14 protein-coding genes and 1 pseudogene are annotated in these 12,841 nt (G+C 32.5%); all 15 read right to left on the reverse strand.

Going from position 1 to position 12,841, the window contains the following annotated elements:
* Positions 1–29: 29 nt before the first annotated feature.
* Positions 30–863, reverse strand: a complete 834-nt coding sequence (locus ACQQ5U_RS15165) for an RNA polymerase sigma factor (RefSeq protein ID WP_437398774.1) — start codon at positions 861–863, stop codon at positions 30–32.
* 56 nt (positions 864–919) lie between these two features.
* Complete coding sequence (locus ACQQ5U_RS15170) at positions 920–1,339, reverse strand: DUF1761 domain-containing protein (protein ID WP_437398777.1); 420 nt, start codon at positions 1,337–1,339, stop codon at positions 920–922.
* Complete coding sequence (locus tag ACQQ5U_RS15175) at positions 1,336–2,238, reverse strand: YybH family protein (RefSeq protein WP_437398780.1); 903 nt, start codon at positions 2,236–2,238, stop codon at positions 1,336–1,338. The genes ACQQ5U_RS15170 and ACQQ5U_RS15175 overlap by 4 nt, the downstream gene beginning before the upstream one ends.
* A gap of 4 nt (positions 2,239–2,242) precedes the next feature.
* On the reverse strand, positions 2,243–2,653 hold the full coding sequence (locus tag ACQQ5U_RS15180) for an SRPBCC family protein (RefSeq protein ID WP_437398783.1): 411 nt from the start codon (positions 2,651–2,653) through the stop codon (positions 2,243–2,245).
* Between the two features lie 552 nt (positions 2,654–3,205).
* Positions 3,206–3,739 (reverse strand): GNAT family N-acetyltransferase, encoded by a 534-nt coding sequence (locus ACQQ5U_RS15185; protein ID WP_437398785.1) that lies wholly within the window; start codon positions 3,737–3,739, stop codon positions 3,206–3,208.
* A 285-nt stretch (positions 3,740–4,024) separates the two neighbouring features.
* A complete protein-coding gene (locus ACQQ5U_RS15190) occupies positions 4,025–4,360 on the reverse strand; it encodes a GNAT family N-acetyltransferase (RefSeq protein ID WP_437398787.1) in 336 nt (111 codons plus the stop codon).
* Positions 4,361–4,485: 125 nt separating this feature from the next.
* On the reverse strand, positions 4,486–5,322 hold the full coding sequence (locus ACQQ5U_RS15195) for an oxidoreductase (RefSeq protein ID WP_437398789.1): 837 nt from the start codon (positions 5,320–5,322) through the stop codon (positions 4,486–4,488).
* Positions 5,312–5,818 carry an SRPBCC family protein gene (locus tag ACQQ5U_RS15200; protein ID WP_437398791.1) on the reverse strand — a complete coding sequence of 169 codons (507 nt, stop codon included), beginning with the start codon at positions 5,816–5,818 and terminating at the stop codon, positions 5,312–5,314. Before ACQQ5U_RS15200 ends, ACQQ5U_RS15195 begins: the two co-directional genes overlap by 11 nt.
* Positions 5,800–6,237, reverse strand: a complete 438-nt coding sequence (locus tag ACQQ5U_RS15205; RefSeq protein WP_437398792.1) for a hypothetical protein — start codon at positions 6,235–6,237, stop codon at positions 5,800–5,802. The genes ACQQ5U_RS15200 and ACQQ5U_RS15205 overlap by 19 nt, the downstream gene beginning before the upstream one ends.
* The gene (locus ACQQ5U_RS15210) at positions 6,209–6,898 is read right to left on the reverse strand and encodes a hypothetical protein (protein ID WP_437371290.1); all 690 of its coding nucleotides are present in this window, start codon (positions 6,896–6,898) and stop codon (positions 6,209–6,211) included. Before ACQQ5U_RS15210 ends, ACQQ5U_RS15205 begins: the two co-directional genes overlap by 29 nt.
* Before the next feature lie 76 nt (positions 6,899–6,974).
* Positions 6,975–7,628: a peroxiredoxin-like family protein gene (locus tag ACQQ5U_RS15215; RefSeq protein WP_288979514.1), complete on the reverse strand. Its 654-nt coding sequence runs from the start codon at positions 7,626–7,628 to the stop codon at positions 6,975–6,977.
* A 99-nt stretch (positions 7,629–7,727) separates the two neighbouring features.
* Positions 7,728–8,315 carry a Crp/Fnr family transcriptional regulator gene (locus ACQQ5U_RS15220; RefSeq protein WP_288979516.1) on the reverse strand — a complete coding sequence of 196 codons (588 nt, stop codon included), beginning with the start codon at positions 8,313–8,315 and terminating at the stop codon, positions 7,728–7,730.
* 409 nt (positions 8,316–8,724) lie between these two features.
* Complete coding sequence (locus ACQQ5U_RS15225) at positions 8,725–9,666, reverse strand: 2-dehydropantoate 2-reductase (RefSeq protein WP_288977675.1); 942 nt, start codon at positions 9,664–9,666, stop codon at positions 8,725–8,727.
* Between the two features lie 67 nt (positions 9,667–9,733).
* Positions 9,734–10,315, reverse strand: coding sequence for a Crp/Fnr family transcriptional regulator (locus ACQQ5U_RS15230; protein WP_288977673.1), 582 nt, complete (start codon positions 10,313–10,315; stop codon positions 9,734–9,736).
* A 206-nt stretch (positions 10,316–10,521) separates the two neighbouring features.
* Positions 10,522–12,702, reverse strand: a pseudogene (locus ACQQ5U_RS15235) (efflux RND transporter permease subunit); the annotation flags it as partial.
* Positions 12,703–12,841 lie beyond the last annotated feature (139 nt).

Genomic DNA, 12,841 nt, shown 5'->3' on the forward strand with positions numbered 1-12,841 from the left:
AACTTTGAACGTTAATTTTGTTTCGGGTTTTATAATTCAAAAGTGTCTTTTATGTGATCAGAAGAAAGAATTTTTTTAAGGGAAGCTAATCTATCTTTTGGCTCTTGAAAATTATGGTTTTGATACAATCTTTGATATTCCCGATATCCGTTGTTCTCATAAACATCTAACTTCTCAACGACTACAGTATCTATTTTAGAAATAACTTCTTTTTGAAATTGTAAATTTTCTGGGTTTACATATCCTTTTTTAATAAACCCTGTTGTTTTTCGAGAACAACGACAAGGGTTATTCGTGTTTATTAAACCACACTTATTATTCATAAAACCATACAATTGCTCTCTAGTTCTACTCAATTTTTTTCTGAAATTTACTTTGGTGATTTCCATTACTTCGCTACCCACGGTATCTGGTAGTTCAAAAAGTTCACCTAAAACATAAACCAGCCTTTGCTCTGGTGTTAAACAAAGCAACATTCCTTTCATACAACTGAGTTTCGCTTCTTCTACTATTTCTGCTTTGTTATCGTCATCAAACTCTTGGTCTCTTATAGCATCTAAACCCTCTGCATACCCTTCCCAAGGAATAGTTTGATGATACTCTTTTTTTCTTATGGTATTTAAAAAAGTGTTTTTTAATATACGGTATAGCCAAGTTCTGAACTCACTCTTAAATTGAAATTTACTCAAGTTAGTAATCATTTTAATGAGTGTTTCTTGCATTAAATCTGCCGCATCTTCGGTATTGCTTGTCAGGTTAATGGCTGCATTGTAAATCCAATTTTGATGCTTTTTAATTAATGCTTCCAAAGATTTTTTATCTCCTGCAAGGCTCTTTTCTATGAGTTGTTTATCTTCCTTCATATTTTGTTTAAAAAGGAGTTTGATTAAAACCCAAACCCCTTTCAATATAGTTTATTTTATAATTCTGCGTTAATTGGTTTCATTGTAGCACCAATAATGGCTCCCGCTAGTATTGCGGATAGTGTAAAATAGGGCATATTTACAGCAAAGAGTAAAAACCTACCAGAAAAAAGCCAAGGACCAATAACCACTTGTAATAGAAAGGCAATAGACACAAATAGACCAATAGTAATTCCATTTTTCAGCCCCGAACGATTTGTCCATTTTAACAAATAGGAAATGCCATAGCAAGAAAATAGACCAACGATATATGAACTTATGGTAGCCCAAACTGGTGGCGTTACTGGATTAGCAATTTCCGCTCCTTTTGCCCAAGCATCGCCAAAAAGCGAGCCATACCAAATAAAAGCCAATACAAAAATGAGTACGCTTGAGCCAATAACTGCCCAATGATTTATTTTTACGTTGTTTTTCATAATATATCTAGTTTTGTTTTTCTAACTAAATGATTTCCGTTGGGTTCATCTAAAATCATACGCCATTCACCATTGGCTTGCTTTCTTGATACCACCACAGATAATCCTTCTTGTTTTATTTTAAATATCCCGAAAATTTTACCCTTCATTTTCCATGGATTTAAATGCAGGGAAACATCACCATTGATGATAACCTCATGCCCATGAAAAGAGAAGGTTGGATTCACCGAAAAGAATTTTTTATACATTTTACGTATTTTCTTTTCGTCAGTAAGTGGTTTGCCAGGTTTAAAAACAATGGTTGCCCCTTCTTCGTAGGTAGCCATGATACCATCCAAGTCTTTTTTTGCAAAAGAGGCCGTCATATTATTTATATTATTTTGCACCTTCTTTTGTTCGGCAGTTTCTTTTCCTGTTGTCTGCGTTTGCATAATATGTGTACCGTATGGATTATCTATTATCATAAGCCATTGTCCGTTTTTTTGCTTTCTGAGTACCGCGATGGATAGACCTTCTTGTCTCATTTGTTTTCCATCTGGTCCAGTAGCTGTCATAGACCAAGGATTAATATGCGTAGCAATATCATCTGTTATATATACTTCGTGTCCATAAAAGGTGAAATCTGCATTTGCAGCAAATAACCCTTGAAATATTTGTCGTTGTGTTGCATCATCACTAACAGGCATTTCTGGCTGAAAATAGATAACCGCATTAGGTTCATAGGTGGACATAACCCCTTCGATATCTTTATTTTTAACCGAAGTCGTCATTTTTTCGATGACTTTCAAGACTTTTTTTTGCTCTTCATTCATCTTATTATCCTTGGTTGTATTTAGATCATTAGCAAAAGAATTTAAGGTGAATATTGCCACAAAAATTGTTAAAAGTATATTTTTCATGCCGTTATTTTTCTAAAATTGATTTTAAGTGAACCAGTTCTTGAGCAAGTTGTTGTTTTTGCATTTCTAGTGTGCCTTCAATCTTTTCTAGTGGTACTGGTGGCGCCATGAGCACAAATGAGTAAACGGCAGATTTCCCATCATTGTTTTCGGTTACTCTTGAAAATGCCTTGCCAATACTACCATCGGGCATGGTCATAATTGAATCTATGGTTCCAGCTTCCTTATTAATTATATTTACTAAACCAATTTTCATTTTGCCATTTGGTGTTTCCATTAAAGCAGAGGTTTCATCTACCTCTGAAAAGCCCATGGCCCATTTAGGTAAGTTCGTAGGTTCTGCTAAGAATTTGAAAACTTTTTCTGGAGTTGCATTAATGTTGATGCTTTGTACATCATAATTTTTTTCTGTCATAATTATAAATTTTTGAAATGATTTATAGTTAGACACAGAAAAAAGATGAGTGTGACAGTTGTAAGATTTACGGAATTCTAAATGAGGTTTAACCTTCCTAGCCAGTTTATTGTTTGAATTGATAAAGTAAAACCTTTCTACTTGAAAAAACTTTTCATATAAGTAAGCCACCAATTCTCAAACGCAAATTGAGTTTTTTAGTTTACTTGATTGTCAATATAAAATGCTTAGGTTTGTAGGATTTACCCTGTTTTAAAAGGAATTCTTTATGTTTTAAATTTTAATTTAAAACAATGATTTATTAAATAAAAAATACTAAATCATTTATGTGAAGAAAAGTTTCAAATAATGTTCATTCATCGAAATGAGGCTACAGTAACCTTACCTTTTTGATATAAACTGAATAAATATTCATGTATAATATTTTTGCCTTTAATTAGCTTTTCAAAAAGCTAAATCCTAAAGAATTGACAGCACTTTAATATACAGTGTTTTTTCTTTTAAGCGCTAAATCCCATGTCATTTATAAGCTTTATTAGTGTCGAGCCAATATCATTTTTTTGTTTTGAAAATAATGGGATGAAAATTTTCGATAAATTGTTCAATTTCATTTTCGGATATTAGGTTTGGATATGACATTAATAATAATTGAAGTCGGGATTGGTGACTTTTTGAAATAGGGATATCATAATAATGTTGATTTATTTTAAAACCAATTCTCTTATAGAATTTTATCCTCCGCTCATTAATACTAGATGTTGGTAGTTCTACTTCAAGAAGAATTGGCTTATCATTATTGTCAATAATTTTATTTAAGATTAAATTTCCTAAGCCTTTGTTCCTCTGTTTTTTAACCGTTGCAAAGTGGTCGATATATATATATGATTCAAAATCCCACCATAAGATAAATCCAATAAATTGATTTGTATCCATTAAGAAAATATCAAAATGGTAATTTTCATTTTGTAAAACGTAGGTTTGATCGTTCAATGACTTTCGTTCCTCAGGAGGAAAAGCATCTTCATAAAGATTCCAAGCCATTTGGAAATAATCATTTGAAATGTTTTTTAACCTAATTACTTTCATTTGGTCATTTGCTGTTGTATCCTATAGTCTGTATCAAAGCCAATCTATTTTTGAACAAATTTGAATGATTTTTAATGTAAGACATATTGTCTCTTAAGGAGATTGAATTTTCATAAATGACAAAGTAGCTTTACTTTTTTGTAGACTTCCCTGTTTGTTCTAGTCGATACTTTATAAAGTGTTGTTTTTCTATTTCTAATTCGCTGTCTTTTTTGAATCCAAGGTGCAATAAACCCGAGATTCTTGTCCTCGTAGGGGGTAATAAAACTGTTACTGAACTTAATTTCATCTCATAAAAGCTCTTCTTATTATTTCTTTGTATAGGGTTTTGCCTATGCCCCAAAAATCTGGATGTAGTACCATAGCCAAGTCGGCTTCCCCATTTTCCGACTGTAACCCACCCCATCCTGCAAACCTACCATCGATCACAAAGGCCCAAGGTCCATAACCATGCTTAATCCATAAAGATTCTTTGATGTCTATAAACTTCTCACAAGTTTTTTCATTGAAGATGATATTTGTTAATAAAGGCATTTGTTTCCTAACTAATTTATGATTCATTAATAGAGTAATATCTGATGTATCAACCTCAATTAGTCTTTTAAATTCAATTGTTTTCATATTGTTGTTAGTCTGTTTCTTTTAATTTGTAGTAGTTTATAAAATAAAGTCCTTACAGATTTCCTGAAACATTAAAAAAACGAATGTATTAAATATAAAATACTTTTTGGAAGCCTTTAGGCTATCTATTGGTTGAAAACAACACTTTCTGCAATAGACTTATTGGCTTCTATATCTGCTCTAACACTATTTATTTTTAATTCTATAGTCATAAGTGCAACTTTGCCGAGTGGTAAACGCAATGTTGATTTTTCAGATTTTATTAAATCAATAATAGCTTTGGATGCTTTTATTGGGTCACCTTCTTGCTTTCCGTCGACACCTTTAAGCTTGGTCCTAAAAGCCCCGGCTGTTTCTGAATAATCATCAATAATATTTTCTGCCAATCCAAGCCCGTCACCTGCAAATTTTGTACGGAATGGACCTGGCTCAACTATCGAGACTTTAATACCTAGTGGCGCAACTTCTTGCGCTAAGGCCTCACTAAATCCTTCAAGAGCGAACTTACTAGCGTTATAGATGCCAAAGCCTGCAAATGCTTTAATACCACCGTGAGATGAGATTTGAATAATATGTCCTTTATTTTCTTTTCGCATAAAAGGCAGCACAGTTTGAGTCAACTTTAGAGTTCCAAAGAAATTAGCCTCAAAGACCGTTCTAACCTCTTTTAATGAAGTTTCCTCTATGGCCCCGACAAATCCCATCCCAGCATTATTTACTAAAACGTCGATACGGCCAAATTTTGTGATAACCTTTTTTATATTTTCCTCAATGCTTTTTTCTTCCGATATATCCAATAGGATGGAATAGGCAGTAGTCGCAAATTTGTGATTGAATTCCTCGACCTGAGATTTTTTTCTAAAAGTACCAATAACAAAATCGCCGTTTGCCATAACGCCCTCGGCGAGTGCCTTTCCTAATCCGCTTGATATTCCCGTAATGAACCAAATTCTATTTTTCATTATATATTTTTTTTACATTAGTTAAAAATGTTTTTTGAAAGTTGTCGATGGTATTTGTCATCATTTCATTGTTCCCTTCAGTTGCTTTGAAGACAGAATCAAAACTAATATTATACTTGTCGTAATCTAGAGTTACCATACTAATTGTTGCCTTGTAATAGGATAAAGGCATTGGTGTTTCTATCATTTCATAACTTAAAACCCTCTTTTTGTTGTCAAGATTCGTAATTTTTTCAACTACTTTTGCACCATTAGATTTAAGAGTTAAAGTAACGATAGAGCCTTCTCCATTCCCAACCATTTCAGTTTGTTCAATGATTTCAGGGACTAGTTTGTCCAGATTACATAGGTTAGATATAGCCGTCCAAACTTTATCAGGATTGGCTGTTATTTCAATACTGTTTAAAACTTTGACTTTCTCTACCGACTGAGCGATTCCTATGTTGCATACCGAAACAAAGAACAGGGATAAAATTATTATCTTATGTTTATCCATAACTTGTAACTTTTTTTGATAATTCCAAATTGGAAATAAGTAATTATTACAAACAAAAGGGTAGGCAATAGCCAAAATCCGTTGCCAATAAAATCATGGGCAAAATGAAAAGCTACGATGTTGAAAATTACGGGCAGTAATATCAACCAACCAAAAAGCTTAGTTTTTGGTATTGTCAATAATATTCCACCAACAATTTCTACTAAGGCAACTACAATAAATAAGTAGGATGTGAACATTGCACCCATAAAACTTTGTGCAATTGGGTCTATAGGCGGTTCAACCGGAATAAATCCAAAGAATTTATTGAGTCCAAAAATGACCATCACTATGGCCAATGCCCATAGTGTTATTTTTTCAAATATATTTTTCATAAGATTAGTTTCTAATTTATTTTGGATTGAAAATACTGATATCAATATCTGTGTTAAATTGAATATTTGTCCAATTCGTAATTGTATGTTGTTTACCCAATACATTACCATCCCAATCAGCTTTAATATACTTTCTGTTCTTAGGGATTTTGATGCCCTCTATTGTTTGCCAATCGTAGGTCATTAAATTTGGTTCGGTAATACCAAAACCTGTTATAGTAAATAGAAATTGGTCTATCAGTTTGGTCTCTTTATTTCTATATAGAATATAGGTATCCTGTGTATCGCCCACATTATTTTCAAATGTTATTTTTATGCGGTCGTAGACTTTTCCGTTAACTTCTTGCCCAGTAAGTTTTTCATAAACCACACCTTCGTCCAATAATTTGAAGAACATAGCAAACCAATAATAGTTGGTCTTTCTTAAAAATCGTGCCACCCCATTCGTCTGTTCATTATGAGAAATTTTCCCATCAATTTTAACCCAAAATTCTTTACCATTATACCCTTCTTCACTTGCGCCCGAAATAGTCTGTTTACTATATTCACCTAAAGAAAGTTCACCGTCAAATACGTAAGTTTCGTGTCCAACAAAAGTTATCGAATTATCGCCCGGTGGGGTTCTATATTCAATGTCGTAGTTAACGTTTTTTAGCTTATAAAAGTTTTCCTTGCCGCCTGTAGCTTCAACTGTTTCTCTAATCATTTCTTTTGCCGTTTGACCCCACATAAATGAAGTTATAATGCAAAATGTAAGAACTAAATTTATTTTTCTCATCGTATTAATTCTTAAGTGTTTGTATAATTTCAGAAGCCTCAACTCGATTTCTATAATCAGCGCCTTCAGCTTTTGCGAAAATGATGGTACCATCTTTGTCGATAATGAAAACTGCGGGAACTGGTAACTCTCTTGAATCATCTGAGTAGTGACCGTCAAAATCGAACCCTAGAGATGTCATTGTATTTACTGGTATATCGCCATTTTTAAAAACGGTCGTATAATTTCTTGCTACAATGTTGCCATTATCACTAAGGACCTCAAATTTGAGTTCATTTTTCTCTTTAATATTCAAAGACTCATCAGGAGTTTGAGGAGATACGGCTATGAGTTGAGCATTCAAGGAATGAATATCACCAAGAACGTTTTGGTAATGTGCTAATTGCAGATTACAATATGGACACCAAGTACCTCTGTAAAAAGCTAATACAACTCTTTCCTTTTTAAGTAAATTGGACAGTTTTACAGTTTCACCGTTAGCATTTGAAAGAGCAAAGTCTGGTGCTTCATCACCAACTTTTAACTTCAAAACTGATTGATGTTTAAATTGTAAATCTTTGGCATCGTTATCAAAAACGTTCAATGCATCTTCGGGTAACATTTTTTTCAAATTCTCTCTTAACTCTTTTAGATTATCTTTATAAGATGTAGTATTCATTTTATTTTGTTTTAAATTACGTCAAAATCGACAAGACAAAATTGCGGTAATTTGAAGCTCTGAAAAATGAACTGTATTAAGAAATATTCTTGAACTAGATTAAGATTGTGTGGAGAGATTCTTTCTTATCTTGGACATAAATTCAGGTGTCATACCTAGATAAGATGCAATTACTTTTTGTGGAACACGCAAAACGATATTGGGATAACGCTGTAATATTTCTAAATACCTTTCCTCTGCGGTCATACTTAAATTTGATAATGCTCGCTTTCGTGAAAAAGCAAAGGCCTTTTCTGTTGATATCCTAAAATATTCGCTCAAGCCATGGATTTCTTTACAAAGCCCTTCAATGTCTTTATAGGTCATTTGAAAAATAGTTGAATCTTCTAATGCTTCAACATATAAAGTAGCTGGAGTTTGTGTTATATAACTGTAAAAGTCACTCACAAACCAATCTTCGATGGCAATTTGTACGGTATGCTCTTTTCCTTCATTGTCAATAAAATAAGACCTAAATGCACCCTTTTCAACATAATTTCTATATTGACAAACATAACCAGGTTGGTCTATAAATTGGCGTTTCTTGATTTTCGTTGTTCGAATTATGGAGGTAAGCTTATATTTCTCTTCGGAAGTCAAAGAAACATATCTATCAATATTTTGTAGTATTTTTTCGTATTGGTTCAAAAAAAATAAAGGCTAGATTAAATATTGTACAAAGGTATAGTTAATTTAACCTGTATAACTTAACCTAGATTAAGAAATAAATATACCATTATCCTAATCTAAAAAAATAAGATTTCAGATTAAAAAAAAGTTTATTATTGATTAATAACCACGTTTGATGGAATTTTCCATACTTTCACTAGTTTTTTATGATCACTTTAGTATAAATTTGATTTGTATACATTTTGGTATAATCTAGTGATTTAGATATGGTTTAAATTTTGGCAGTGTTTTACTAATTAACTGTGGTGGAAAAACATTTTTAACCATAAAAAGGTGAGATTTTTATTGAAAATACATAATTGAGTTTTTTTAAAAATTAACTATTCATATTGTAGGTTTTGATAGGAGGCTTATCAAACCATACGAATTAATAATTATAAGCTCTTATTTCTTTATATATTTTTTGAGTAGAAGGCGTTTTGATATTTAATTTATCTCCATATGTAATTATAGCACCTGCAAATAATTCCAATTCATTATTCATCTTTTTGGAATTAACGTCAAGTTGTAAAGATGTTGGTGTCTCTGGTGGAAATGAAGAAGCTTTTTCAAAAGTTTTGGGAATTATGTTTTTGTCCAATAAAATTCCTTTTGCGGTTGCAAGTAACTTTATTTCTTGCATTATGTCTTTGGCTTCTTTTTTCTGTATTTCATCGTTGCATACTGCACCAATGGAAGAGTTATGTTTTGCAGTTACCAATCCAAAACTTGCAATAAAAATGAATTTCGTCCAAATATCGGTTAAGGAGCTGTCCTTAAAATCAAAATCAATTCCGCAATTATTTAAAAAGTCAACAATCCAATCAATGTTCTCGGAAAAATTTTCGGGATCTCTTCCTAAAAAGAGTTTTCCTCTTTTTCCTTTATGTTCGACAATACCCTTTTGTTGTATATGTGAAGCAACGTAGACACAAGAAGGTAAAATTGTGTTATTTGGAATTACCATTCTTATTCTTTCATAAATGTCTGCGCCATTCATCAAAGGTAATAGTATTGTTCTTGTTGAAATAACTTTAACTAACTGTTTGCATACATGCTCCAAGTCATATTCTTTTACACATATTAAAACTAAATCAGGCGATGCTATGTTTAATATATCTTGATATAAAGCGTTTGGCCTAGTTTTTTGACCTGAATGTTCAGAAGAAATTAACGTTAGCCCTTTTTCTTTTACTACCTGGTATGTTTCACCTCGGGCGACAAATGAAACTTCATGGAGGTTTTCAATTCTATTGGTCTCGTTTATTTTAAATCCAAAATACCCTCCAACACCTCCAAGTCCTATTATTACAATATTCTTTTTGTTCATTTTAATAATTTTCTGCTAATATCTAATTATAAATTTGTTAAAGGACTTATCATATGACAAGAAATTACTATATCTTACTTATCTCTTTTCGGATTCTACTTAAAGAAGTATCAGTAATTCCCAAATAAGAAGCAATTATTTTAAGTGGTACATGTTGAAACAGATGGGGCTTCCGTTTCAAAAGGTTTAAGTATCTTGTTTCTGCTTTTTGACTTGCCATTTCAATTACTCTATCGTTTAGCTCATAATAATTTATGACGAATAAAAGTCTGCTAAATTCCCTAAATTCAGAAATAGCATGAAAATTTTCCTGGACATTTTCTATACTTGTTTCCCAAAACGAACACTTAGTTAAAGTATGATAGATTTCCTTCGTGGGCTGTTTTCTAAAAAAGGATAAAAAATCGTTCACAAAGCAAGGGGCGGAATATATGTTTGTTGTAATTTCCTGATTATCTTCATCCAGTATATATGACCGCAAATATCCTTTTTCTAAAAAATATGTTTTGGTGCTAATCACATTTTTGTCCAGTAAAACAATATTTTTATCTATATTGATTTGTTTAAATTTTTCTGTGATTTTCTTAACGACTCCCTCTCTTATTTGAAATAGCGAATGAAAATAATTGTTTAATAAAGATTTCTCCATTAGTCTGTAGTTTAATAAATGTTTGTGCCAAACATCCCATACTATTTTAAATTTTAGAAAAGCAATAAAAAAACATTCTTCTTCCAATATTAGTTTTGAGTGTCTGGGCCGTATCTCCGGGACCTTTAAAAATAGTCCATCTTGTTGAGTATACTAATTGTTGATGACCTTAAATATAAATTGGCTATTTTGAATATATATCTAGGCTATAACTTTCTTTTAGTTTTTGTCAACCATTTATAAAGGAGAGGTACTATTAGAAGAGTTAATAGTGTAGAGGATATCATTCCTCCAATAAGTGTCCAACCTAAAGGCGACCAAAGTGATGTTCCAGAAACTGTAAGTGGCAACAATCCAACAATTGTAGTCAAGGTTGTTAAGACGATTGGTGTAAACCTTCTTTTCGATGCTGTTGTAATAGCTTCTATTTTTGAGTGTCCTTCTTTTATTAATTGATTGGTATAATCCACCAAAATGATTGAATTGTTCACCACAATACCCACTAGGCTTATAAGGCCAACAAAAGCAAAGAAAGAAAATGACCATCCCGTAATGAAAAGTGCGATGAATGAACCACTTATTGCCAAAGGAATAGCGGAAAAGATTATTAGCGGCTGTCTTATGCTTCTAAACTGTAATACCAAAACCGCGAAAATTAATATTAGGGCTACCAATAAAAGTGTACCGAGATCACCAAAACTTTCCGATTGTGATTCATATTCGCCTCCAACGTGATATGTATATCCACTGGGCCAATTGTACGCTTCCAATTCTGTAATTATCTGTTCTGTAACAGTACGGGTAGCTTCTGGGTTTAAAACATTAGCTGTAATCGCTGTATTTCTATCGGTGTTATAATGGTTTATTTTTGCATAATCTTGGTCAAAGTTAATAGAGGCCAATTGATTCAGCAAGATGTTATCTCCATTTGCATTCGGTACTGATACTTTGCTGAAATCATTGATTGTCGGTCTATCTTTGAAAGGAATCCTCACAACGACCGGATAATCTTCATCCTCCTTGCTGATTTTAACTTTATCAATTGTTAAACCATTTAAGCTTGCTCTTACGGTCTGGTCAATATCAAGTAATGGTACATTGTAAATTGCCGCCTTATCCCTATTGACATCCACCTTGATATCTGTTTTGGCTCTCGCTAATGGATTTTCAACATCTATTACGCCTTTAGTTTTGGCAATAATATTTTCGATATCATTTGAGATTTTTTTAAGTGTTTTTAAATCTTCCCCAATGAGCAAAATTTCAATTGGTGCTTCAAAGGGAGCTCCATTCTGCAACTCCCTAAATGAAATTTTACCGTTAGGGTTATTGCTGAAAACTTTCCTGAAGGCATTTAATGTTCTGTAGAATTTTTCCTGTTCCCAGTCCTTAAAGTTGACCAATACCTCACCGTGATAGGTTTTATATTCTTCTGGAATTCTGTTGTAGTATACTTGCGGGTTGCCGTGACCTGCATTTGTGGTGTAGCTCTTTACATAATCTGTTGTATCTAAAACAGATTCAATATAACGAAGTGTATTATCTGTATGGTTAATGTTCCTGGAATATGGCTGCTCAATATTTAGTAAAATCATTGGTTTATCTGCTGTTGGAAAAAAGCTTACTCCAATTTTTGGGAATAGCATTATTGAACCAATTAGGATTATCACACCTACCAATAGAACTGCCCAACCTCTTCGCAAAGCGAAGGTTAGGATTTTTGAATATCTATTTTCAATAAAGCCATCAAGCGCTTTGGACACTACAGGTGGTTTAGATTCTTTTTTATTCTTAATAAGCTTTTGAGCTAAAATTGGTGTAAAGACAAGTGCTAATAATAAAGAACCCATCAATACAAATATTACAGTTAAGGGCAAACTTCTTAAAAATGCACCTGGTCCACTTTCTAAAAGTGCTAATGGCGCAAAAGCCAAAACAGTTGTTATTGTAGAACTAATAATTGCATAGCCAACTTCTGAAGTACCCTTTGCTGCAGCTTCACTTATAGTGTAGCCTTCTTTTTTAAATCTTATAATATTTTCTACAACTACAATTGCATTATCAACCAATAAACCTAATGCAATTACTAAAGAAGAAATGCTTATTTGGTGTAGTGCATACCCAGTAAAATCGAGCAGGACAATCGCAATAAGTATTGATAAAGGAATAACGGTAACGACAATTGAAGCTGGTCGCCACCCAAGAAAAACCAAGACTACTAATCCAACCAAAAATACACCTTGTAATAAATTGCTTAAGAAGTCGTTAATTCTTGATTTGACAGCTGTTGCTTGCTCAAATGGTGTTTCTAATTTTATAGATTTTGGTAGCGACTTTTTAAACGTGTCGGCCTTTTTACCAATCTCTTCAGAAAGTTTTAAAATGTTACCACCTTTTTTTTGGACTTACTATATTTAACCGGACATAGAGTTAAGAGCGTTTTAGTTATTAAAATTAACTTTGAAAAATGTCAAGAGAAAAAAGAAATTACACTGCAGAGTTTAAGGAAAAAGCTGTAGAACTTAG

The sequence above is a fragment of the Flagellimonas lutimaris genome, from assembly GCF_051494225.1.
Taxonomy (GTDB): Bacteria; Bacteroidota; Bacteroidia; order Flavobacteriales; family Flavobacteriaceae; genus Flagellimonas; species Flagellimonas lutimaris_A.

Coding starts and splice junctions, on each gene's coding strand:
- ACQQ5U_RS15165 (WP_437398774.1), bottom strand. CDS start 863: ATGAAGGAAGATAAACAACTCATAGAAAAGAGCCTTGCAGGAGATAAA.
- ACQQ5U_RS15170 (WP_437398777.1), bottom strand. CDS start 1,339: ATGAAAAACAACGTAAAAATAAATCATTGGGCAGTTATTGGCTCAAGC.
- ACQQ5U_RS15175 (WP_437398780.1), bottom strand. CDS start 2,238: ATGAAAAATATACTTTTAACAATTTTTGTGGCAATATTCACCTTAAAT.
- ACQQ5U_RS15180 (WP_437398783.1), bottom strand. CDS start 2,653: ATGACAGAAAAAAATTATGATGTACAAAGCATCAACATTAATGCAACT.
- ACQQ5U_RS15185 (WP_437398785.1), bottom strand. CDS start 3,739: ATGAAAGTAATTAGGTTAAAAAACATTTCAAATGATTATTTCCAAATG.
- ACQQ5U_RS15190 (WP_437398787.1), bottom strand. CDS start 4,360: ATGAAAACAATTGAATTTAAAAGACTAATTGAGGTTGATACATCAGAT.
- ACQQ5U_RS15195 (WP_437398789.1), bottom strand. CDS start 5,322: ATGAAAAATAGAATTTGGTTCATTACGGGAATATCAAGCGGATTAGGA.
- ACQQ5U_RS15200 (WP_437398791.1), bottom strand. CDS start 5,818: ATGGATAAACATAAGATAATAATTTTATCCCTGTTCTTTGTTTCGGTA.
- ACQQ5U_RS15210 (WP_437371290.1), bottom strand. CDS start 6,898: ATGATTAGAGAAACAGTTGAAGCTACAGGCGGCAAGGAAAACTTTTAT.
- ACQQ5U_RS15215 (WP_288979514.1), bottom strand. CDS start 7,628: ATGAATACTACATCTTATAAAGATAATCTAAAAGAGTTAAGAGAGAAT.
- ACQQ5U_RS15225 (WP_288977675.1), bottom strand. CDS start 9,666: ATGAACAAAAAGAATATTGTAATAATAGGACTTGGAGGTGTTGGAGGG.
- ACQQ5U_RS15230 (WP_288977673.1), bottom strand. CDS start 10,315: ATGGAGAAATCTTTATTAAACAATTATTTTCATTCGCTATTTCAAATA.